General features: G+C 58.7%; 22 protein-coding genes. 20 read left to right on the forward strand and 2 right to left on the reverse strand.

From position 1 onward, the window contains the following. Position 1: 1 nt before the first annotated feature. The 3 genes from pyrF to ACQZ45_RS07750 all read left to right on the forward strand — a co-directional run bounded on the left by pyrF (position 2) and on the right by ACQZ45_RS07750 (position 2119). Positions 2 to 709: an orotidine-5'-phosphate decarboxylase gene (gene pyrF, locus ACQZ45_RS07740; protein ID WP_013635347.1), complete on the forward strand. Its 708-nt coding sequence runs from the start codon at positions 2 to 4 to the stop codon at positions 707 to 709. Between the two features lie 20 nt (positions 710 to 729). After that, complete coding sequence (locus ACQZ45_RS07745; protein WP_003514697.1) at positions 730 to 1017, forward strand: DUF1330 domain-containing protein; 288 nt, start codon at positions 730 to 732, stop codon at positions 1015 to 1017. 121 nt (positions 1018 to 1138) lie between these two features. Then, entirely contained in the window at positions 1139 to 2119 is a 981-nt protein-coding gene (locus ACQZ45_RS07750) for a complex I NDUFA9 subunit family protein (RefSeq protein WP_013635346.1), read from the forward strand. Positions 2120 to 2724: 605 nt separating this feature from the next. On the opposite strand, the gene ACQZ45_RS07755 is transcribed toward ACQZ45_RS07750, so the two are convergent. Continuing rightward, positions 2725 to 3531, reverse strand: coding sequence for an undecaprenyl-diphosphate phosphatase (locus tag ACQZ45_RS07755; RefSeq protein ID WP_003514692.1), 807 nt, complete (start codon positions 3529 to 3531; stop codon positions 2725 to 2727). Between the two features lie 157 nt (positions 3532 to 3688). On the opposite strand from ACQZ45_RS07755, the gene ACQZ45_RS07760 reads away from it, so the two are divergent. The 14 genes from ACQZ45_RS07760 (at position 3689) to ACQZ45_RS07825 (ending at position 18012) form a co-directional block, all read left to right on the forward strand. Continuing rightward, complete coding sequence (locus ACQZ45_RS07760; protein WP_003514689.1) at positions 3689 to 4381, forward strand: glutathione S-transferase family protein; 693 nt, start codon at positions 3689 to 3691, stop codon at positions 4379 to 4381. A gap of 79 nt (positions 4382 to 4460) precedes the next feature. Further along, the gene (gene queG, locus ACQZ45_RS07765; protein WP_113291260.1) at positions 4461 to 5612 is read left to right on the forward strand and encodes a tRNA epoxyqueuosine(34) reductase QueG; all 1152 of its coding nucleotides are present in this window, start codon (positions 4461 to 4463) and stop codon (positions 5610 to 5612) included. 3 nt (positions 5613 to 5615) lie between these two features. Continuing rightward, entirely contained in the window at positions 5616 to 6488 is an 873-nt protein-coding gene (locus ACQZ45_RS07770; protein ID WP_019564457.1) for an SDR family oxidoreductase, read from the forward strand. A 427-nt stretch (positions 6489 to 6915) separates the two neighbouring features. Next, a complete protein-coding gene (locus ACQZ45_RS07775) occupies positions 6916 to 7284 on the forward strand; it encodes a septal ring lytic transglycosylase RlpA family protein (RefSeq protein WP_113291261.1) in 369 nt (122 codons plus the stop codon). 61 nt (positions 7285 to 7345) lie between these two features. Further along, the gene (locus tag ACQZ45_RS07780) at positions 7346 to 8635 is read left to right on the forward strand and encodes an RsmB/NOP family class I SAM-dependent RNA methyltransferase (RefSeq protein ID WP_013635342.1); all 1290 of its coding nucleotides are present in this window, start codon (positions 7346 to 7348) and stop codon (positions 8633 to 8635) included. Positions 8636 to 8790: 155 nt separating this feature from the next. After that, positions 8791 to 10068: an imelysin family protein gene (locus ACQZ45_RS07785; protein WP_113291262.1), complete on the forward strand. Its 1278-nt coding sequence runs from the start codon at positions 8791 to 8793 to the stop codon at positions 10066 to 10068. A 41-nt stretch (positions 10069 to 10109) separates the two neighbouring features. Continuing rightward, positions 10110 to 11642, forward strand: a complete 1533-nt coding sequence (locus tag ACQZ45_RS07790; RefSeq protein WP_113291263.1) for a di-heme oxidoreductase family protein — start codon at positions 10110 to 10112, stop codon at positions 11640 to 11642. Further along, on the forward strand, positions 11642 to 12763 hold the full coding sequence (locus ACQZ45_RS07795) for an imelysin family protein (RefSeq protein ID WP_448742225.1): 1122 nt from the start codon (positions 11642 to 11644) through the stop codon (positions 12761 to 12763). The genes ACQZ45_RS07790 and ACQZ45_RS07795 overlap by 1 nt, the downstream gene beginning before the upstream one ends. Positions 12764 to 12767: 4 nt before the next feature. Continuing rightward, a complete protein-coding gene (locus ACQZ45_RS07800; RefSeq protein WP_025592211.1) occupies positions 12768 to 13862 on the forward strand; it encodes a DUF1513 domain-containing protein in 1095 nt (364 codons plus the stop codon). A 51-nt stretch (positions 13863 to 13913) separates the two neighbouring features. Then, on the forward strand, positions 13914 to 14366 hold the full coding sequence (locus ACQZ45_RS07805) for a TspO/MBR family protein (RefSeq protein ID WP_013635337.1): 453 nt from the start codon (positions 13914 to 13916) through the stop codon (positions 14364 to 14366). Positions 14367 to 14446: 80 nt separating this feature from the next. Beyond that, positions 14447 to 14896 (forward strand): PaaI family thioesterase, encoded by a 450-nt coding sequence (locus ACQZ45_RS07810; protein WP_025592209.1) that lies wholly within the window; start codon positions 14447 to 14449, stop codon positions 14894 to 14896. Continuing rightward, positions 14893 to 15531, forward strand: coding sequence for a 5'-methylthioadenosine/S-adenosylhomocysteine nucleosidase (locus ACQZ45_RS07815; RefSeq protein ID WP_448742226.1), 639 nt, complete (start codon positions 14893 to 14895; stop codon positions 15529 to 15531). Before ACQZ45_RS07810 ends, ACQZ45_RS07815 begins: the two co-directional genes overlap by 4 nt. Before the next feature lie 82 nt (positions 15532 to 15613). After that, complete coding sequence (gene guaA / locus ACQZ45_RS07820) at positions 15614 to 17191, forward strand: glutamine-hydrolyzing GMP synthase (protein WP_003514664.1); 1578 nt, start codon at positions 15614 to 15616, stop codon at positions 17189 to 17191. A 104-nt stretch (positions 17192 to 17295) separates the two neighbouring features. Beyond that, the gene (locus tag ACQZ45_RS07825) at positions 17296 to 18012 is read left to right on the forward strand and encodes a 2'-5' RNA ligase family protein (protein ID WP_035197711.1); all 717 of its coding nucleotides are present in this window, start codon (positions 17296 to 17298) and stop codon (positions 18010 to 18012) included. 60 nt (positions 18013 to 18072) lie between these two features. Here the strand turns inward: ACQZ45_RS07825 and ACQZ45_RS07830 are convergent, their stop codons facing one another. Continuing rightward, positions 18073 to 18240 (reverse strand): hypothetical protein, encoded by a 168-nt coding sequence (locus ACQZ45_RS07830; protein WP_003503889.1) that lies wholly within the window; start codon positions 18238 to 18240, stop codon positions 18073 to 18075. Positions 18241 to 18451: 211 nt separating this feature from the next. On the opposite strand from ACQZ45_RS07830, the gene ACQZ45_RS07835 reads away from it, so the two are divergent. From ACQZ45_RS07835 to ACQZ45_RS07845, 3 genes are all read left to right on the forward strand, one after another. Further along, positions 18452 to 18799 (forward strand): ArsC family reductase, encoded by a 348-nt coding sequence (locus ACQZ45_RS07835; RefSeq protein WP_025592205.1) that lies wholly within the window; start codon positions 18452 to 18454, stop codon positions 18797 to 18799. A 12-nt stretch (positions 18800 to 18811) separates the two neighbouring features. Beyond that, the gene (gene ybaK / locus ACQZ45_RS07840) at positions 18812 to 19288 is read left to right on the forward strand and encodes a Cys-tRNA(Pro) deacylase (RefSeq protein WP_025592203.1); all 477 of its coding nucleotides are present in this window, start codon (positions 18812 to 18814) and stop codon (positions 19286 to 19288) included. Positions 19289 to 19375: 87 nt separating this feature from the next. Then, complete coding sequence (locus ACQZ45_RS07845; RefSeq protein WP_003514657.1) at positions 19376 to 20614, forward strand: aminopeptidase; 1239 nt, start codon at positions 19376 to 19378, stop codon at positions 20612 to 20614.

Consider the following 20614-nt stretch of genomic DNA (forward strand, 5'->3'; position numbering starts at 1 on the left):
AATGACCGCGCGCGAAAAACTGATCGTCGGGCTCGATGTTCCGACTGTGCAACAAGCTGAAGACATCGTATCGAAGATTGGCGATGAGGTTCTGTTCTACAAGATCGGCTATCAGCTGGTATTTGCCGGTGGTCTCGAATTCGCCCGCGACCTTGCCCAGAGCGGCAAGAATGTCTTTCTCGACATGAAACTGCTCGACATCGACAACACCGTCGGCTCCGGCGTCGAAAACATCGCCCGCATGGGCATGTCGATGCTGACCCTGCATGCTTACCCAAAAGCCATGCGCGCCGCAGTCAAGGCAGCCGAAGGCTCCGGCCTCTGCCTGCTTGGTGTCACCGTGCTAACCTCGATGGATGATGCCGATCTTGCGGAAGCCGGCTATGCATCGGATGCCCGTTCGCTGGTGCTGCGCCGTGCGGAACAGGCGCGCGAGGCAGGCATGGGCGGCATCGTCTGTTCGGCAGAGGAATCGACGGCGGTGCGTGAAATCCTTGGCCCCGACCTTGCCGTCGTCACCCCTGGTATTCGCCCGGCCGGTGCCGAGGCGGGAGACCAGAAGCGCGTGATGACGCCTTTTGACGCCATCAAAGCCGGTTCGAGCCATCTGGTTGTCGGCCGCCCCATCGTCAAAGCAGAGGATCCGAAAGCAGCAGCCCGCGCCATTCTTGACGACATGCTGCGCGCCAGCTTTCCGGCAAATCAATAAGGACCATCGGAGGAGACGAAATGGCAAAGGGTTACTGGATCGCGCGTGTCGATGTACGCGACAACGAACGCTACAAGGACTACGTCTCGACAGCGAAGCCCGCTTTCGAGCGGTTCGGCGCCAACTTTCTCGCCCGCGGCGGTGCGTTGACCGAACTTGAGGGCAAGGCACGCGCACGCAACGTCATCATCGAATTCCCCTCTGTGCAGCACGCGATCGATTGCTACAACTCGCCCGAATACCAGGCGGCGGCCAAAATCCGTCAGGAAGTCGCCGACGCGGAGATGATGATCGTCGAAGGAATTTGACGGTCGTCAACCGCATTTCCAAAACTAGTCCCGGGCCTTGTGACAACGTCTCTTCACGCGCGCACGGCTTTGGGCTAAGAGACTGAAAAACGCTTTATCGACAGCTTCTGAGGAGCCTCCCATGACTTTGGCCAACCTTCCACCCCTCGTCACCGTTTTCGGCGGTTCGGGTTTCGTCGGGCGGCATGTCGTGCGGATGCTCGCCAAGCGCGGTTACCGCATCCGCGTTGCCGTGCGCCGTCCCGATCTTGCTGGTTTCCTGCAGCCGCTCGGCAATGTCGGCCAGATCTCGTTTGCTCAGGCGAACCTGCGGTATCGCGACTCCATCGTCAAAGCCATCGAAGACGCCGACCACGTGGTCAATTGCGTTGGCATTCTGGCCGAAAGCGGCCGCAACACCTTTGACGCCGTGCAGGAATTCGGCGCGAAAGCCATTGCCGAGGCAGCCCGCAACGCCGGTGCAACGCTGACGCACATCTCCGCCATCGGTGCCGATGCCAATTCGCCGACCGGCTACGGCCGCACAAAGGGCCGCGCCGAGGCAGCAATCCATTCCGTTCTGCCCGGCGCCGTGATCCTGCGTCCTTCGATCATCTTTGGACCGGAAGACGACTTCTTCAATAAATTCGCCAAGATGGCCCGCAGCCTGCCGTTCCTGCCGCTGATCGGCGGCGGAAAAACCAAGTTCCAGCCGGTCTATGTCGAAGATGTAGCAGAAGCCGTTGCCCGCAGCGTGGATGGCAAGCTGAAGCCCGGCGCCATCTATGAACTGGGTGGCCAGGACGTCATGACGTTCCGCGACTGTCTTGAGGCGGTTCTTGCCGCAACCTACCGTCAGCGTCCTTTCGTCAACCTGCCTTTCGGCGTCGCCTCAATGATCGGAAAAATCGCTTCGCTGGTGCCGCTGATTACGCCGCCGCTGACTGTCGATCAGGTGACCATGCTGAAAAAGGATAATGTCGTTTCCGCTGACGCGGAAAAGAACGGCCTGACTCTGGAAGGCATCGGCATTACGCCCGTTCGCGTTGCTTCCGTCCTGCCGTCCTACATGGTGCACTATCGCCCGCACGGACAGTTCTCGAACGCCGGAAAAGCAGCATAAGCCTACCGTCGCGCATTAACGATCTGAACGAAAGCGGGAACCATTCCCGCTTTTTGTTTTTGCGCAATTCAATCGCAACCAAACCGCTATTGGCGCATTTCCCCCTCAACTGCAGGGGAGGTGCACCATCGACTGAAGCTGTTTTGAACAGCCGGGTAAAAGTTAACGGCAAAGTGGCCTCCACAGCCAAGCGTGGCACAAGCGCAACTGTGGAAAAGACTTCGCATTAACCCGGTATTCAGCAAGCCGCTTTATTGATAATGGCCACATTCCTAACATATCCAGAACCCTCACTTCACACACGGCGGCGTAATCCGCGCGAACGAACGTCTGAAAGGCAATAATAAAATGGGCAGATCTATCGCACTCTTTTTTGCGTGTGCGGCTTTGGTGGTTCTGGCGGGTTCTTTCATGGCGCCGGGCACGGTTGCAGCGGGCAAGAGCGGTTGCGCTCCCGCCTACGGTGTCGACCCTTGCGCAACGGCTTCGATCAGCACGAACTGATCAGCTTTCACAAGTCTCAAATAAAAAGCGCCTCCGGATTCTCCCGGGCGCTTTTTATTTTGTCCGTGTATTAAAAACGAACGGCTATTTTAAAGCTCGGCTCAACGGTAGAGCAGAAGTGCCGCCAGACCCAGCGAGCCGATAACGATGCGCCACCAGGCAAAGGGTGCAAAACCGCGTCGCGAGACGAAGTCTAGCAGCGAGCGTACGACGAACAGGCCGGAGACGAAAGCGGCGATGAAGCCTACGGCAATCAGCGCACTGTCATCGAAGCTCAGGGCATCTCGGTTCTTGTAGAGATCGAGCACAAACGCGCCGAGCATGGTCGGCATCGCCAGGAAAAACGAGAATTCGGCAGCGGAGCGCTTGTCCGTGCCCATCAACAGCGCGCCGACAATGGTGGCGCCGGACCGGGAGGTGCCCGGAACCATCGCAAGGCACTGGAACAGACCGATCTTGAAGGCAAGCGACGGCGGATAATCCATGATGTCGGTATATCTGGGCTTCAGCGGCATCCGGTCGACGGCCAGCAATATGACGCCGCCGATAACCAGCACGATACAGATGAGGACAGGTGTTTCGAACAGCACCGTCTTGATGAAGTCATGCGCCAGAGCGCCGATCACCGCCGCTGGCAGGAAGGCGACAGCGACGGCCAGCACGAAGCGGCGCGCCTTGGCACTTGTTGGCATCGCCATGGCGATCGACACAAGCTTCTGAAAATAAACAAGAAGGATAGCAACGATCGCGCCGAGCTGAATGAGAACGGCAAAGGTGTTGCCCGGCGATTTGAAGCCGAGAAAATGCCCGGCCAGCAGCACATGCGCCGTTGAGGAAACGGGAATGAACTCCGTAAGACCCTCGATAATGCCCAGCAAAAGCGCGCTGATGATCGATTGGTCACCCATGAGGTATCCTTTTTTCAGGGGGAAGCGGGAATGGAAAGCAATTGCGTTAAACTTGTTTTAAAGTAGCCAAGCTCTTATAGCGTCTTGATGAAGCGAAACTGAAAAAGTTTTCCGTCAATTGTCGATCATGACAACCAATCGTAAAAATTGAGTACCGATGCCAACTCTCTATCACTCTCCCATGTCGACCGCATCGCGGTTCGTTCGTCTGATCCTTTCGGAATACGGGTTCCAGACCGATCTCGTGGAGGAGCAGCCGTGGGAAAGAAGGCGGGAGTTTCTGGCCCTGAATCCGGCGGGCACCCTGCCGGTCTATCTCGATGACAATATGCGCTCTCTCAGCGGTCCCTACGTGCTCGCCGAGTTTCTCGACGAAACGCACGGGGTTTTGAAGCGTGACCGGCGATTGCTGGCGGAAGACCCGTTTCAGCGGGCGGAAATCCGCCGCTTGACCGAGTGGTTCCTGCAGAAGATGGAAAACGATGTGACCCGACCGCTGGTGCGGGAGCGGGTTTATAAATTGCAGATGACGGCGGCGCAGGGTGGTGGCCCCCCGGATTCCAAGCTTCTGCGCACCGCGCGTAACAATGTTCGTCAGCACATCAAATATCTGGAATGGCTGGCGGGTTCGCGGACGTGGCTCGCCGGCGACCGATTGAGTTATGCCGATCTGGCCGCGGCTGCTTCTGTTTCGGTGCTGGATTATCTCGGCGAAATCAACTGGCTTGAAGCGCCCATTGCCAAGGAGTGGTATCAGCGGCTGAAATCGCGCCCGTCCTTCCGGCCGTTCCTCAGCGAGCGCATTCCGCGCCTTGCCCCCTCCTCCCACTACGCCGATCTGGATTTCTAAGTTTCGGCCTCCCGGTTATTTGCTGCGGCGTGTAGCTACGCATATATATGTCGCAGAGTAACCCGCAGGAGAAACGACCATCGACGTTGCCAGCGACAAGCAGCGGATACGCGCTCGCAAACTGACGGACTTCGTTCGTCAGGAGGCGCTTTCGCTCGGCTTCGATCTCTGTCGTATCACCGCGCCGGACAGCATTCCGCTGGCACCAGGACGGCTGAGGCAGTTTCTGGATAAGGGCTATCATGGCACGATGGCGTGGATGGAGGAGACCGAGGCCCGTCGCGCCGAGCCGAAAACGCTGTGGGGCGACGTGCGCTCCATTGTCATGTTCGGGCTGAATTACGGGCCTGAAGAAGATCCTCGCGGCGTTCTGTCCAAAGCCGACAAGGCAGCCATTTCGGTCTATGCCCGCAACCGCGACTATCACGACGTCATAAAAGGGCGACTGAAAGAAATCGCCACCCGTTTTGCCGCGCGCGCCGGCGAGGACGTGAAGGTCTTCGTTGACACTGCGCCGGTGATGGAAAAACCGCTTGCCGCAGCCGCGGGGCTCGGCTGGCAGGGCAAACACACCAATCTGGTCAGCCGCACCCATGGTTCCTGGCTGTTTCTCGGCAGCATGTTCACCACCGCCGAGCTTTTTCTTGATGAGGCCGAGAAGGACCATTGCGGCTCCTGTCGCGCCTGTCTCGATGCCTGTCCGACGGCCGCCTTCCCCGCCCCCTACCAGCTGGACGCCCGCCGCTGCATCTCCTACCTCACCATTGAGCACAAAGGCGTCATCCCGCACGAGTTCCGGCCGATGATAGGCAACCGCATCTATGGCTGCGACGATTGCCTTGCCGCCTGTCCCTGGAACAAATTCGCGGCCAGCGCCTCCGAGATGAAGCTGCAGGCGCGCGAGGATTTGAAGGAACCTTCCATCGCCTTCCTGCTGACGCTGGATGACGCTGCCTTCCGCAGCTTCTTCAGCGGCTCACCGGTCAAGCGCATCGGGCGTAACCGCTTCATCCGCAACGTTCTGATAGCTGCTGGAAACTCGCGCGACCGGCAATTCGTGCAGCAATGCAAGTCTCTCGCCGAAAAAGACCCGGCACCGGAGGTGCGCGGCATGGCCGCATGGGCTTTGTCGCAGCTTATGGACAGCGAGGAATTCCGTGCATACTCTGCCGGCCGCGCCCCGGAGCCTGATCCGGAGGCTGAAATGGAATGGCAACTGGCAGAGGCGTGACCCATGCATGTGATGATTTTCGGCGCAGGATATTCGGGCAAGGCCATCGCAAACGCGCTGAAAACCGAAGCTGCAACGATATCGGGCACCACGCGCAGCACGGACAAGTTCGCAAGCCTTGCTGCAACTGGCATGACACCCTTCCTGTTCGACGGTGCCCATCTTAATGACGATCTCATCGCCACAATGGCCAATGTCACCCATCTCGTGCAGTCCATCGCGCCGGGGAAGGATGGAGATCCACTGCTTGCGCTTTTGGGCGACGACCTGAAACGGCTTCTGCCCAAGCTTGAATGGATCGCTTATCTTTCCACCGTTGGCGTCTATGGCGACCATGACGGCGCATGGGTGGATGAGGAAACCCCGTGCCGCCCGGTTTCCGCCCGGTCAGTGGAACGCGTTGCTGCCGAAACCGCCTGGGCTGCGGCTGCTGAAAAAGCGGGGGTGCCGCTTGCCATCTTGCGCCTTTCGGGAATTTACGGCCCCGGACGCAATAGTTTCATGAATTTCGAAAAGGGAACGGCGCGCAGGCTGGTAAAGAAAGACCAGGTGTTCAACCGCATCCGGGTTGAGGATATTGGTGCGGCCCACGCCTTTCTGGCGCGGAGAAATGAACGCGGCGTCTTCAACGTGACGGATGATGAACCCGCCCCGCCGCAGGATGTGGTGAGCTTCGCCGCCACGTTGATGGGCGTCGAGCCGCCTCCCGAACAGGCATTCGAGACCGCCGATCTGACGCCGATGGCACGCTCCTTCTACGGCGAGAACAAGCGCGTTTCCAACGCCAGGATACGTGGCCTCGGTTTCGATTTCAGCTTCCCGGAGTACAAAATCTCCCTGACACAATTGTGGGAAAGCGGCCTCTGGCGGGGCTAAAAATCCCCCATTTAAAAGCGATGAAAAATCCTTCCAAACCCGTTTTTGAGGATGGTTTTGGTGGTTTTTCAGTCAATTAGGCTTTTATTAACCATGCAAAAATCGCTAAAATCATAGCCATTAGAAAAATATTTCACTCACATTTCGTGAACTGGATTCACGAAGGCGTGACTTGTAACAGCATTTCCATTGAGCATTGATTCTGCGTCATTTTTTCCACTTTTCAACAATAAGGCACCGACGACACCTTTCCGGCTAACGATCACGAATGTTACGGTCTGTAACACTTCGTGATTTGAGATCAGCTTTTTTTCGCCATTTTTCCCTCGCCCTACAATCTTGCATTCAAACGCGTTCAGGCCAGACAATGGCCGTTTAGCAAGGGCACAATCAATCGGCGCGGGGCCGATTTTCAGGGAAGCACAGTTTGTTGAATATCCGTCGTATAACTTTCACCGTCGCAACTATAGCCGCCTGTTCCATCATTGCGCCTCTTCAGGCGAATGCGGCAAATGGTTGTGGAGGGGCATCGTGGTATGCGTTGAGCTCCAAGACTGCTTCGGGCGAGCGTATGAACGCCGCCAACATGACCGCCGCTCACCGCTCGCTGCGGTTCGGCACCAAGGTCAAGGTTACCAATGCCCGTAACGGCAAGGCCGTTGTAGTGCGCATCAATGACCGCGGTCCGTTCATCAAGGGTCGCGTTCTCGATCTTTCCAAGGCCGCTGCCAAAAACATCGGCATGATCAGTTCCGGCACCACCAAGGTCTGCTACGAGGTCGTCAGCGCCGATTGAGCCTTGCCCTTGCCGCCATTCGCGTCTACCAACCGGGCTAATCAGCAAAATGAGGTAGACAATGCGTTTGGGCGGGCGTTTGGCCGGAGCAATCGAAGTATTGGCGGATATTGAGGGACGCAGGCGTCCCGTTGCCGATGCTCTGAAGGACTGGGGACTTGCCCATCGTTTCGCAGGTTCGGGTGACAGGGCCGCGATCGGCAACATCGTCTATGACGCGCTGCGCATGAAACTGTCACACGCCTGGCTGATGGATGACGACAGCGCCGCCTCGCTTGGTTATGCAGTTCTGCTGCGCCAATGGGGCAAGAGCTTTTCGGAACTTGCGGCGGAATTCGACGGCGACAAATTTGCCCCTGCCGCGCCTGATGAAGAAAAGCAGAAAGCCTTTCTCTCCCGTTCTCTCGCCGATGCACCAGCCCATATTCAGGGCGACATTCCCGAATGGGTTCAAGCATCCTTCGAGACGGCGTTCGGAGAGGGCTGGCTTGCCGAGGCGCAGGCGCTGAACCAGCGCCCGACACTTGATCTGCGGGCCAACACGCTGAAGGCCACTCGCGACAAGGTGCTGAAGGCGCTGGAAGAGAGCGGTGCGGAAGCAACGCATATCGCCCGTCAGGGTGTCCGCATCCCCGCCGGCGAAGGCCCTTCCCGCCTGCCGAATGTGACCGCCGAACTGTCCTTCCAGAAAGGCTGGTTCGAAGTTCAGGACGAGGGATCGCAGATCGTTGCCGATCTTGCCGGCGCGCATGAAGGCGAACAGATACTCGATTATTGCGCCGGTGGCGGCGGCAAGACGCTGGCCATGGCCGCCAGCATGAACAACAAGGGTCAGGTTCACGCCTTCGACGCGGATCGCAAGCGGCTCGCGCCGATTATCGAGCGGCTGAAACGAGCCGGCACGCGCAATGTACAGGTTCATGACCGCGCAGCCGGACTTGTCCCGTTTCATGAAAAATTCGATCGCGTTCTGGTGGACGCCCCCTGCACTGGCACCGGAACATGGCGCCGGCGGCCCGACACCAAATGGCGGCTGACGACACGCAATCTGGAAGAACGGGTACAGCAGCAGGGCGAGGCCCTTTCGCAGGCCAAGGGTTTTGTACGCCCCGGCGGCGAGCTGCTTTATGTCACTTGCTCGGTTCTGCCCGAGGAAAACGAGCAGCAGGTCACGCGCTTCTGCGAAGAAAATCCGCAATTCTATATCGGTTCGGCACTGGATCGCTGGCAGACGACTTTTGGCGGCAATGCAAACAAACCGCATTCCTCTGACGGCAAGACAGTGACGCTGACGCCTGCAACTACAGATACGGATGGTTTCTTCTTCTGCGTAATGAAACGCAAAGCGTGAAACAGGTTTTGCACGCGCTGATTTTACTTCGAAAAATACCGAGTAGCTTGTTTCAAAGCATTCTAAACTAGAATATTTGACACAAGTTTGCGATTGGGTCAGAACTCGCTTGCCGCAGCGTGAGGTTATTTCACGCCTGCCCAAGGAGAGGGATCATGATCCGCAAAACCATTCTCAGCGCGTCTTTCGCGCTTCTGGCCGCATCCGCGACCTTCACCGCGCTTCCCGCCAGCGCTGCGACCGACGCCGCCGCTGTCGTCAAGCATTACGCCGACGTCGCGCATGCGAAATACGAGGATTCGCTGACCACGGCGAAGGCGCTGGACAAGGCAATCGATGCGCTGATCGCAACACCGAGCGAAGGAACGCTGAAAGCTGCACGTGAAGCGTGGATCAAGGCGCGCGTTCCCTACCAGCAATCGGAAGTCTACCGGTTCGGCAACCCTGTGGTCGACGCCTGGGAAGGCAAGGTAAACGCCTGGCCGCTGGATGAAGGCCTGATCGACTATGTCGACGGTTCCTACGGCACCGAGAGCGACGAGAACGAGCTTTACGTCGCAAACATCATCGCCAATCCGAAGATCAAGATCAGTGGCGAAGATGTCGATACCTCGAAGATCGCCCCCGAACTGATCGAAAGCCTGCACGAGGCGGGCGATGTCGAAGCCAATGTGACGACCGGTTACCACGCCATCGAATTCCTGCTCTGGGGCCAGGACCTGAACGGCACCGGACCGGGTGCGGGCAACCGCCCCTATACCGACTACGACAAGAAGAATTGCACGAACGGCAATTGCGACCGCCGCGGCGATTACCTGAAGTCCGCCTCCACCCTGCTGATCAAGGATCTTCAGGAAATGGTGGACGCCTGGGCGCCGGAAGGCGAAGCCACCAAGACAGTGGAAGCCGACCCGAAAGCCGGCCTGACCGCCATTCTCACCGGCATGGGCTCTCTTTCCTATGGCGAGCTGGCAGGGGAGCGCATGAAGCTCGGCCTTCTGCTGCACGATCCGGAGGAGGAGCATGATTGCTTCTCAGACAATACCTATAATTCGCATCTTAACGACGCCATCGGCATCGCATCTGCCTATACCGGCGAATATACCCGTGTGGATGGAACGAAGATGACCGGCGCCTCGCTGTCGGAGCTGGTCGGCGCCAAGGACAAGGCGCTGAACGACGAGATGACGGCGAAGCTGAACAAGACGCTCGACGCCATGCATGCCATGGAAAAGCGTGCCCAGACGGTCGAGGCCTACGACCAGATGATCGGCGAAGGCAACAAGGAAGGCAACGCCGTGGTTCAGGCTGCCATCGACGGCCTTCTCGACCAGACGAAAACCGTCGAACGCGTGATTGCGGCACTCGATCTCGGCAAGATCGAACTTGAGGGTTCCGCCAGCCTCGATAATCCGAACGCCGTCTTCAAATAAGAGCCAATGCGGGCCGCAGATCGCTGCGGCCCGCCATTCCCATGCTTTCCATGAAGTCATCGCTGCCGCGGATCCGCAAGCCGTTCTACTTCGCCGGGGCAGCCTGCCTTGTGGCATCGATGGTGCTTGCCGCGCCGCTTCGTGACGATCTGACGGAAAAAGACCAAAGCCGCGTTCAGGTTGTCACCGCGCCGACGATGGATTTTACCATGCCGGAGCCCTTCGAGGCCATGTCCGGCGGGGCAACGACCAGCACCCATAAAGCCGATAGCGGCGCGTTTTCGCATCCATCCGCAACAATGCCGTTTGAGCGAAAACAGGATTTCAAGCTCGGCAATGCGCTGTTCCAGAAGCTCTGGGTGTCTTCCCCCTCCTCCACGCAAGCCTCAGACGGGTTGGGGCCGCTCTATAACGCCCGATCCTGCCAGGCCTGCCATGTGAAGGACGGCAGGGGCCGACCGCCACTTGCCGGCGAAGATGCCGTCTCCCTGTTTTTGCGGCTGGCCCGGCCTGCCCGCAACGAGGCGGAACGGGCAGCGATTGCGCGCCACGAGGTGTTGAATTTTCCCGACGAGACCTATGGCCGGCAGCTTCAGAACGTTGCCATTCCCGGCCTCGCTGCAGAGGGCAAACCTGTCGTCACCTATATCGAAAAGCCCGTGCGACTGGCCGACGGCGAGGTGGTGATGCTGCGCAAGCCAGACTATGCCGTGGCAGGCCTACACTATGGCCCTCTGGGCGTCGATACGACTTTGTCGGCGCGGATTGCCATGCCAACCCTTGGGCTTGGGCTGATCGAGGCCATTGCCGAGGCCGATATTCTGGCCGGCGCCGATCCGGATGACAAAAATGGTGACGGCATTTCCGGGCGCCCTGCTTTTGTACGGGATCACCGGACCGGCGAAGTGAAGCTCGGCCGATTTGGCTGGAAAGCCCAGAACGCCAGCGTCCGCGACCAGAGCGCTAGCGCTTTCTCCCACGATATCGGTATTTCCACGCCGGATGCACAAAACGCCTATGGTGATTGCACCGACGTTCAAAAAGACTGTCTTGCCATGCCGACCGGCGTGCAGCCACGGCTTGGGCCAGTGGAGGCGCCAGACCCCATTCTCGATCTCGTGACCTTTTACACCGAAAACCTTGCAGTGCCGCAGCGCCGCGATGTGGGTGATCCCACCGTGTTGCGGGGAAAGCAGCTTTTTTACGCATCTGGCTGCACATCCTGCCATACACCGAAATTCGTCACGCGCCGTGACGCTGCCGACCCCATGCAGTCTTTCCAGCTGATCTGGCCCTATTCGGATTTTTTGCTGCACGACATGGGAGAGGAGCTTGCCGACGGCCAACAGGTGGGCGAAGCAAGCGGGCAGGAATGGCGAACCCAGCCGCTCTGGGGTATCGGTCTGACGCGAAGCGTGAATGGCAACGGCTTTTACCTGCATGACGGGCGGGCGCGCAGCCTGACAGAAGCGATATTATGGCACGGCGGCGAAGCGCAAAAAGCGCGCGATGCCTTTGCCGCCTTGCAAAAATCCGACCGGCAGGCTTTGCTGGCTTTTCTGGAGTCCCTTTGATGAAAAATGCCATGCGAAAAATACCCGGTCTCATCTCCCTGCTGCTGCTTTTGGGTATGCGGCCCGCAATGGCGCAGGATGTGGAGCTGATGCCGCCGCCACCGCTCGACCCCATACAGGTGCGGGGCGTGATGGAAAAAGCGGTGAACGGTTTCATCCGTCCCGGCTATGACCACTTCCGGCAATCGGCAGAGAAGCTAGAAGGCAGCATGAAGGCGTTCTGCGCCGCCCCTTCCAAAACGACGGATGAGGCGGCCAAAGCGGCCTTTGCCGATACGGTCTCCAGCTGGTCAACCATCGAGATCGTTCGGGTCGGTCCGGTGATCGAGCACAACCGCTTCGAACGTGTGCTCTATTACCCAGACAAGAAGGGTCTTGGCCTGAAACAGGTACAGCGTTACCTTGCGGAAAAGGACGAAAGCGTCACCAGCGCCGAGAGCCTGAAGGGCAAGAGTGTCGCAGCGCAGGGCCTCGGCGCGCTGGAATTCGTGCTCTATGGCGCCGGAGCGGGTGACCTGTTCGACAAGAAGGGCGATTTCCGTTGCCGTTATGGCGCGGCGATTGCCGGCAACGTTGCCAATGTGGCGGCGGAGCTTTCCGACAGCTGGAACGCACCTGATGGAGCGCAGAAAAACTGGACGCAGCCCGGCGCGAATAATCCCGTTTTTCGCGATGAGCGTGAGGCGCTGGTTGCCCTGCTTGGCATTCTCGTGCACGGCGCCGAAGCAATCCGCGACCAGCGCATAGAGACGTTCTACAAGGGGCCGGACAAGGCGAAGTTTCCCCGCACGGCGATCTACTGGCGGTCCGGCCTGACGTGGAAAAGCATTGCCGCAAACATCAAGGCCGTTCAGACCCTCCTGCACACGGCCGATATGGTCGAACTCGTGCCACCCGACCAGCGCTCCATCGTCAACTCCATCGATTTCATCGCCAAATCGATGATCCGCATTGCGGGAACGATTGATACCAACGTGGAAAAGGCGCTTGATGACGACCAGCAACGCGCCAAGGTGGATTACCTGCTGCTGAACGGCAAAGACCTGATCTACCGCCTCAACGACCAGTATGGCGGCGCAATCGGTCTCAGCTCCGGCTTTTCCTTCGCCGACGGAGACTGAGGCGGTGATATCAGGCAAAAAGCCGACGCTCATAGACAGGCGCAGCTTTATCAAGGCAGCGGGCATTCCGTTCCTTGCGACGCTCGCTCCCGGCTCGCTGCATGCGCTTGAACGCGCGGACGCTGTCTTCGCTTCCGCTTTTCGCGCCCATGACGGTTCCTACGGCATTGCGACTGTGAGCGAACGCGGCGAGATCATCGACCGTGTTGCGCTCCCAGCCCGCGCCCACGGAATGGCAACGAGCCATGCGACCGGCATGACAGTGGCCTTTGCGCGCCGGCCCGGCACCTTCTTCATGGCCTTTGACCCCGCGCGACGCCGCGAGCCTGTCGTGATGCACACGCCGGAAAACCGCCACTTCTACGGCCACGGACAATTTTCTCCCGACGGTGCGGTCCTCTACGCCAGCGAAAACGACTTCGATGGCAATCGCGGTGTTATCGGGCTTTACGATGCCCGCAACGGATTTGCCCGCATCGGTGAATACGACGCCCACGGCATTGGCACCCATGACATGACCGTGAGCGACGATGGCAGGCTGATCGTGATCGCCAATGGCGGCATCGAGACCCACCCGGATTTCGGCCGAACCAAACTCAATGTCGACAGCATGCAGCCGTCGCTCGTGCTTCTGGACGCCGCCAGCGGCCAGTTGATCCAGAAACATACGATGCCAGATCAGTTACGACAGCTTTCCACCCGCCATGTCGATCTCGGCGATGACGGGCGTGTCTGGTTCGCCTGCCAATATGAGGGACCGCGCAACGATCTTCCGCCGCTTGTTGGCCATTTCTCGAAGGGCGAGGACCTTGCCTTCGTCGATCTACCAGAGCAAACGACGGTGCGCCTTGCCAATTATGTCGGTGCCATCGCCGTCAACCGGCGCGATGGCCTGGTGGGCCTGACCTCACCCAATGGCAACGCGGCCGTGACGCTGGATGCGAAAACCGGGCGTGTTGTATCCGAGACGACCGTGCGGGAGGCTGCGGGCGTTGCCCCCGCCATAAAGGGCATTGCGGTTTCTTCCTATGACGGATTTTTCGAGGCTATTCGCAGCGACGTGGCGTGGGACCAGCATATCGTGCGTATTTCAGGCTAAAATACTGAAAATGCACCGGAACAAAAAAGACCAAAAAGCATTTGAGGCGTCATGAAAAACCTGTCCGTGTATATCATTTTCGTGGTTGTGGTTGTTGCGCTGGGTGCGCTCATCGGCATCAACAACGTGCCGGGCGAATGGTACCAGTCGCTTCAGAAGCCGCCCTTCAACCCGCCCAACTGGATATTCGGCCCGGTTTGGACAACGCTCTACGTGATGATCGGCATTACAGGCGCGCGAACATGGATCGTGAGACCGGCGGGCACGCGCATGCGTCTCTGGTTCACGCAGCTGGTGCTGAATTTCCTGTGGTCGCCAATCTTTTTCGGCATGCAAAGCCCGACAGGCGCGCTCGTCATCATCGTGCCTATGCTGATCTGCATTCTGGCTTTCATTGCGCTCACCTATAGTCGCGACCGCATCTCCATGTGGCTTTTCGTGCCCTACGCCCTTTGGGTCGCCTTTGCCACGCTGCTGAATGCAAGCATCGCCGTGCTGAACTAATTGCTCCTGCGGCACTTGCCTTGCCCGCCGCCACACGCCATGTCAGTTTGCGGTGAGGACAAAAGCAGGCAGGTAAGCCAATGGAGATCACGGATCCCGGCGATTTTCGTCAGCGGATAGAAAGAAGCTTTGCGCGGCAGGGTGTGGTGCAGGCAATCGGTGCGCAGATAAGCCGCATCGAACACCGTCTGGTGGAAATCGAGCTGCCGTTTCATGAAAAGCTGACACAGCAGCACGGCATATTGCATGCCGGTGTCATTGCCGCCGGCCTGGATACCGCCTGCACCTATGCCGCCTATACGATCATAGAGCCGGAAGCCTCGCTGCTGACAATCGAGTTCAAGGTCAACCTCATGTCACCCGGGCGCGGCGAGCGGTTCCTGTTTCGTGGCGAAATCATCAAGCCGGGCAACAACCTGATCGTTGCCGATGGCCGCGCTTACGCCCTTTCCGACGGGCCGGCGAAGCTGATCGCCTCCATGACGGGCACGATGATGGTGGTAAAGGGCCGCGAGGATATTTCCGGATGAGCTACCGGCTTTTGCATGTTGCAGACAAATCCATTCTTTTCGTCATGGCGGCTTCCGCCGAATACGGTCCACACCTGCAGACGCGCATCGCGCCCTTGATGACCGGCGTCGGCCCGGTCGAGGCAGCGATTTCGGTCACGGCAATTCTTGCCGGTCTCGATGCGGCGGACCATCTGCCTGACCTTGTCGTTTCGCTCGGCTCCGCCGGCTCGCGGACGCTCGACCAGACTGGCATCTATCAGGCGATTTCTGTTGCCTATCGCGACATGGATGCCTCCGCCTTCGGTTTTGAAAAGGGCCGCACGCCGTTTCTCGATCTGCCGGCCGAGGTGGCCTTGCCCCTGCGCATACCCGATATTGCCGAGGCGCGGCTTTCCACGGGCGCCAACGTCGTCTCTGGTGCCGCCTATGGGTCGATCGATGCCGATATGGTGGAAATGGAAACCTATGCCGTGCTCCGGGCCTGCCAGCGCTTCGGCGTGCCGCTCATCGGCCTGCGCGGTATTTCCGACGGCAGGGAAGATGTGAACCATGTGGACGACTGGACGGAATATCTGCATATCATCGATGAAAAGCTCGCAGACGCCGTCGACAGGCTTTGCCGCGCTATCGAAGATGGTGCGATCACCCTTTGAACCTCGCGATTTTAGTAAATTTCCGCTGTTAGACGCCCGCTTCCGGGTTGCCTAAAGCCGCCATTTTCTTTAAAGGCTCGCCATGACCCAGATAGCCCATCCCGACAGCATTCTCATCATCGATTTCGGCAGCCAGGTGACGCAGCTGATTGCGCGCCGCATCCGCGAAGCCGGGGTCTATTGCGAAATCCACCCGTTTCAGAATGCCGCAGAGGCGTTTGAGAAGCTCCAGCCCAAGGGCGTGATCTTCTCCGGCGGCCCCGCATCTGTCACGGCGGAAGGCAGCCCGCGTGCGCCGCAGGCGGTGTTCGACAGCAAGGTTCCGATCCTCGGCATCTGCTACGGCCAGCAGACGCTCTGCACCCAGCTTGGCGGTGTTGTCGAGGGCGGTCACGCGGCGGAATTCGGGCGCGCCGATATCGACATCAAAAAGGCAAGCCCTCTGTTCGACGGTTTCTGGGAACAGGGCAAGAGCTATCCCGTCTGGATGAGCCACGGCGACCGCGTGACGAAACTGCCGGAGGGTTTCGAGGTTATCGCAACCTCCGAGAACGCACCCTTCGCCATAGCTGCCGACGAGACACGCCACTATTACACCACCATGTTCCACCCGGAAGTGGTGCATACGCCAGATGGCGGCAAGCTGCTCTCCAACTTCGTGCACAAGATCGTCGGTCTCAAATCCGATTGGACGATGGCAGCCTATCGCGCCGAGATGATCCGCAAGATCCGCGATCAGGTCGGCACCGGGCGCGTGCTCTGCGCACTCTCCGGCGGCGTCGATTCCTCGGTTGCGGCGATCCTCATCCATGAGGCGATCGGTGACCAGCTGACCTGCGTTTACGTCGACCACGGTCTGATGCGGCTTGGCGAAAGCGAGCAGGTCGTCGGCATGTTCCGCGACCATTACAATATTCCGCTGGTACATGTGGATGCCGCAGACATGTTCCTGGGCCAGCTTTCTGGCGTCTCCGACCCGGAAGTGAAGCGCAAGACTATCGGCCGTTTGTTCATTGAGGTCTTCGAGGCGGAAGCTGCCAAGATCGCAGCAGACGGCAAGGGTGCTCCGAATTTCCTCGCGCAGGGCACGCTTTACCCTGACGTCATCGAGAGCGTTTCCTTCTCCGGCGGTCCTTCCGTCACCATCAAGAGCCACCACAATGTCGGTGGCCTTCCCGAGCGCATGAACATGCAGCTGGTGGAGCCGCTGCGCGAGCTCTTCAAGGACGAGGTGCGTGCGCTTGGCCGTGAACTTGGCCTGCCGGAAAGCTTCATCGGGCGCCATCCCTTCCCCGGCCCGGGTCTGGCGATCCGTTGCCCCGGTGCGGTCACCCGCGAGAAGCTCGATATTCTGCGCAAGGCAGATGCGATCTATCTCGACGAAATCCGCAAGGCGGGTCTTTACGACACCATCTGGCAGGCCTTCGCAGTGCTCCTGCCGGTGCAGACCGTGGGCGTCATGGGTGACTACCGCACCTATGACTTCGTCTGTGCCCTCCGCGCTGTGACCTCCGTGGATGGCATGACGGCGGATTTCTACCCCTACGACATGAATTTCCTCGGCCGCGCCGCGACCCGCATCATCAACGAAGTCCGGGGCATCAACCGTGTCGTCTATGACGTGACGAGCAAGCCGCCCGGCACGATCGAGTGGGAATAAAACGAAGGCGGAGCAATTCCGCCTTTTGTTCCTCTTTTGTTCTTTATTTTATCACCGCGCAATGATAGGTTTCCGGCCTTGGTATAAGGCTGTGGAGCATCGTCATGGAGTGCGAGTTGGCGGACGAAAGAGCCTTAAGGCAGCTTTGTTTTGATGGGCTGGAGCCGCAGAAAATACGGCGCATCAATCCGCGCTTTCGAAACAAGCTCCTGCTACTGCTGAAGCCACCACGGCAATTGGCGGAAAGAATTTTTATCGATGCATCGCATCATGCCAAGGGTCGGACAACCCGCGAGGCATATCCCGCCGAGCTTCTGCACATAACCCTGCTGTGTTTGGGATGTTTCGAGACAATCCCTCACGGACTGACAAGCAGGCTGAAGGCGGCAATGGGTGCGGTAAACGCGCGGCCTGTTCCGGTCACCCTGGACGCAAGCGCGCTTTTCGGCAATCGCAATAGTCTGGTGCTGCGAAACGGTGGTGATCTGCCGGAGATCAACGCTCTGGTGAAGCTGCTGCAACGCGCGCTTCGACAGGCAAACCTTCCCTATATCGCGGCACCATCTTACACGCCGCATATCACGATGATTTATGGCTGCGGGAAGATAGAGCCGATGCCGGCCGGAAAACCCTATAGCTGGCTTGCGGGTAATTTCGAGCTTGTTTTCAGCCATAATGGCGAAACGCGACATGAGTCCCTTGGACGCTTCGCACTTTCCGCAAAAGCAGATCGTTATGAGCCGCTCGAAAGCCAGCTGCATTTACCGGATAAACTGATCGGTCCGAGAAAACGGCCGAACCGAAAGCAGGCGGAACGCTAAGGCCCGCCAACATATACGCACGAGCGAGGCGATGTCGCCTCGCTGCAAACGATAATCAGCTTAGAGCTGAACCTTGTCGAAAGCCTTGCCGTCGATGCCAAGCGCTTCGAGGTCGGCGCGGGCCGGCTTGCGATGCGCGCGAACAGCGGCCGAAACCGAAAGTGCGGCACCGAGAACGGCGAAAGTTTCGCCAAAGAAGTTACGCGATGTCTTTGCAACCTGACGCATTTTTCTCTCCATCTTTGATGCCCAGATAATGGGCATTTTTGGCCTCTGCTACAACTCATGATGTAGCAGGGAAGCCATGCAGCTTTGCTCGCGCTCGTTTGGATGTCAGACACTGCATTTTTGCATGGCTAGAATTCCGTGCTTCAGGCTGCGGGTTGAATACGGCGCATTATTTGTTATGCCGGAAGTTCAAGACAAAGAGGCAGGCAACATGACGGTCACCATTTACGGCATCAAGAACTGCGACACGATGAAAAAGGCCAGAAGCTGGCTGGAGGCCAACGGTGTCGACTATTCTTTCCATGACTACAAGACGGCTGGCATCGACCAGGCCCATCTCGAAACATGGTGCGATGCCGCGGGCTGGGAAACGGTTCTGAACCGGGCCGGCACTACCTTCAAAAAACTGGACGATAGCCAGAAAGCCGATCTTACCCGCGAAAAGGCCATTGGCCTGATGCTGGAGCAGCCCTCCATGATCAAGCGACCGGTGCTGGAGGCAAAGGAGACGATAACCGTCGGCTTCAAGCCGGAAACCTATCAGTCCCTCTTTGCGTGAGCGCAGGCCACCATGTCCAAGACAACCCGCGCTACCCAGATGCTGACCAAGGCCGATGTGAACTTCACCACAGTTACCTATGACTACGACCCGAATGCCGACCGGATCGGCCTGCAGGCGGCCGAAGCTATCGGCGAACCGCCACATCTGGTTCTGAAAACACTGATGGCCGAGCTGGATGGCAAGCCGGTCTGCGTCGTCGTCCCGTCCGACCGGGAAGTGAGCATGAAGAAGCTCGCCGCCGCCTTCGGGGGGAAATCTGCCAGCATGATGAAGCCCGCCGATGCGGAGCGGGCAACCGGTTATCATGTGGGCGGCATCAGCCCTTTTGGACAGAAAAAACAGGTTCCGACCGCCATAGAGACTGGGGCCATGACCCATTCCTATGTCTACATGAATGGTGGCCAGCGCGGTTTGCAGGTAAGGCTTTCCCCCGGCGACGCGCAGGCGGCGCTGAAAGCCGTTGTCGCACCTTTGGTGGCCGATTGACGTCTCGACACAGCTTTGAAAGCATTTGGCTTTCGAAGCGAATGGGCTATGGTCGGCGCCTCCGATTGAAATATACGAAGGCAGATCATGACTGTTTCCCCCATCGATCCCGTCAAACTCGAGAAACTGGCTGAAGTCGCCGTCAAGGTCGGCCTGCAATTGCAGAAGGATCAGGATCTGGTGATCACCGCTCCGCTGGCCGCGTTGCCGCTGGTGCGGTTTTTGACCAAACACGCCTATCTTGCCGGCGGCGGGCTGGTCACCACCTTCTACTCCGACGAGGAAACCACGCTTTCCCGCTACCGCCACGCCAGCGACGCCAATTTCGACCGGGCTTCCGGCTGGCTCTATGACGGCATGGCCAAGGCCTATGCCAATGGCGCGGCGCGGCTTGCGATTGCCGGCGACAACCCCATGCTGCTGGCCGAACAGGATCCCGCCAAGGTGGCGCGCGCCAACAAGGCCAATTCCACGGCCTATAAGCCGGCGCTTGAGAAGATTTCCAACTTCGATATCAACTGGAACATCATCTCCTATCCAAACCCGTCCTGGGCAAAACAGGTCTTTCCCGGTGTGACGGAAGACGAAGCGGTTCGCAAGCTCGCGGACGCCATCTTCGCCGCTTCGCGGGTAGATCTCGCCGATCCGGTCGCGGCATGGGCGGAGCATAACGCCAATCTCGCCAAGCGTTCGGCATGGCTGAACGGTGAACGTTTCTCGTCGCTGCATTTCACCGGTCCCGGCACGGACGTGAAAATCGGCCTGGCGGACGGCCACGAATGGCATGGGGGGGCCTCAACCGCCAAGAACGGTGTCACCTGCAACCCGAACATTCCGACGGAAGAAGTGTTCACCACACCGCATGCGCTGCGGGTGGATGGTTACGTGTCCAGCACCAAGCCGCTTTCACATCAGGGAACGCTGATCGACGATATCCAGGTGAAGTTCGAAGGCGGCCGCATCGTGGAAGCCAAGGCTTCGAAGGGCGAAGCCGTGCTGAACAAGGTGCTCGATACCGACGAGGGTGCGCGGCGTCTGGGTGAAGTGGCACTGGTGCCGCATTCCTCGCCGATTTCGGCAAGTGGCATCCTGTTCTACAACACGCTGTTCGACGAAAACGCCTCCTGCCACATTGCGCTCGGCCAATGCTATTCGAAATGCTTCGTTGATGGTGCTTCGTTGTCGCAGGATCAGATCAAGGCGCAAGGCGGCAATTCCAGCCTGATCCACATCGACTGGATGATCGGTTCCGACAAGGTGGATATCGATGGCGTGAAGCCGGATGGCTCCACAGTTCCGGTGATGCGCAAGGGCGAATGGGCCTGA

The organism is Agrobacterium sp. 16-2014-1-2a, from assembly GCF_053522705.1.

Bases quoted from the DNA above. Each gene is read 5' to 3' on its own strand.
- pyrF (WP_013635347.1), top strand. From the start codon at position 2: ATGACCGCGCGCGAAAAACTGATCGTCGGGCTCGATGTTCCGACTGTG.
- ACQZ45_RS07745 (WP_003514697.1), top strand. From the start codon at position 730: ATGGCAAAGGGTTACTGGATCGCGCGTGTCGATGTACGCGACAACGAA.
- ACQZ45_RS07750 (WP_013635346.1), top strand. From the start codon at position 1,139: ATGACTTTGGCCAACCTTCCACCCCTCGTCACCGTTTTCGGCGGTTCG.
- ACQZ45_RS07755 (WP_003514692.1), bottom strand. From the start codon at position 3,531: ATGGGTGACCAATCGATCATCAGCGCGCTTTTGCTGGGCATTATCGAG.
- ACQZ45_RS07760 (WP_003514689.1), top strand. From the start codon at position 3,689: ATGCCAACTCTCTATCACTCTCCCATGTCGACCGCATCGCGGTTCGTT.
- ACQZ45_RS07770 (WP_019564457.1), top strand. From the start codon at position 5,616: ATGCATGTGATGATTTTCGGCGCAGGATATTCGGGCAAGGCCATCGCA.
- ACQZ45_RS07780 (WP_013635342.1), top strand. From the start codon at position 7,346: ATGCGTTTGGGCGGGCGTTTGGCCGGAGCAATCGAAGTATTGGCGGAT.
- ACQZ45_RS07785 (WP_113291262.1), top strand. From the start codon at position 8,791: ATGATCCGCAAAACCATTCTCAGCGCGTCTTTCGCGCTTCTGGCCGCA.
- ACQZ45_RS07790 (WP_113291263.1), top strand. From the start codon at position 10,110: ATGCTTTCCATGAAGTCATCGCTGCCGCGGATCCGCAAGCCGTTCTAC.
- ACQZ45_RS07795 (WP_448742225.1), top strand. From the start codon at position 11,642: ATGAAAAATGCCATGCGAAAAATACCCGGTCTCATCTCCCTGCTGCTG.
- ACQZ45_RS07805 (WP_013635337.1), top strand. From the start codon at position 13,914: ATGAAAAACCTGTCCGTGTATATCATTTTCGTGGTTGTGGTTGTTGCG.
- ACQZ45_RS07810 (WP_025592209.1), top strand. From the start codon at position 14,447: ATGGAGATCACGGATCCCGGCGATTTTCGTCAGCGGATAGAAAGAAGC.
- ACQZ45_RS07815 (WP_448742226.1), top strand. From the start codon at position 14,893: ATGAGCTACCGGCTTTTGCATGTTGCAGACAAATCCATTCTTTTCGTC.
- guaA (WP_003514664.1), top strand. From the start codon at position 15,614: ATGACCCAGATAGCCCATCCCGACAGCATTCTCATCATCGATTTCGGC.
- ACQZ45_RS07825 (WP_035197711.1), top strand. From the start codon at position 17,296: ATGGAGTGCGAGTTGGCGGACGAAAGAGCCTTAAGGCAGCTTTGTTTT.
- ACQZ45_RS07830 (WP_003503889.1), bottom strand. From the start codon at position 18,240: ATGCGTCAGGTTGCAAAGACATCGCGTAACTTCTTTGGCGAAACTTTC.
- ACQZ45_RS07835 (WP_025592205.1), top strand. From the start codon at position 18,452: ATGACGGTCACCATTTACGGCATCAAGAACTGCGACACGATGAAAAAG.
- ybaK (WP_025592203.1), top strand. From the start codon at position 18,812: ATGTCCAAGACAACCCGCGCTACCCAGATGCTGACCAAGGCCGATGTG.
- ACQZ45_RS07845 (WP_003514657.1), top strand. From the start codon at position 19,376: ATGACTGTTTCCCCCATCGATCCCGTCAAACTCGAGAAACTGGCTGAA.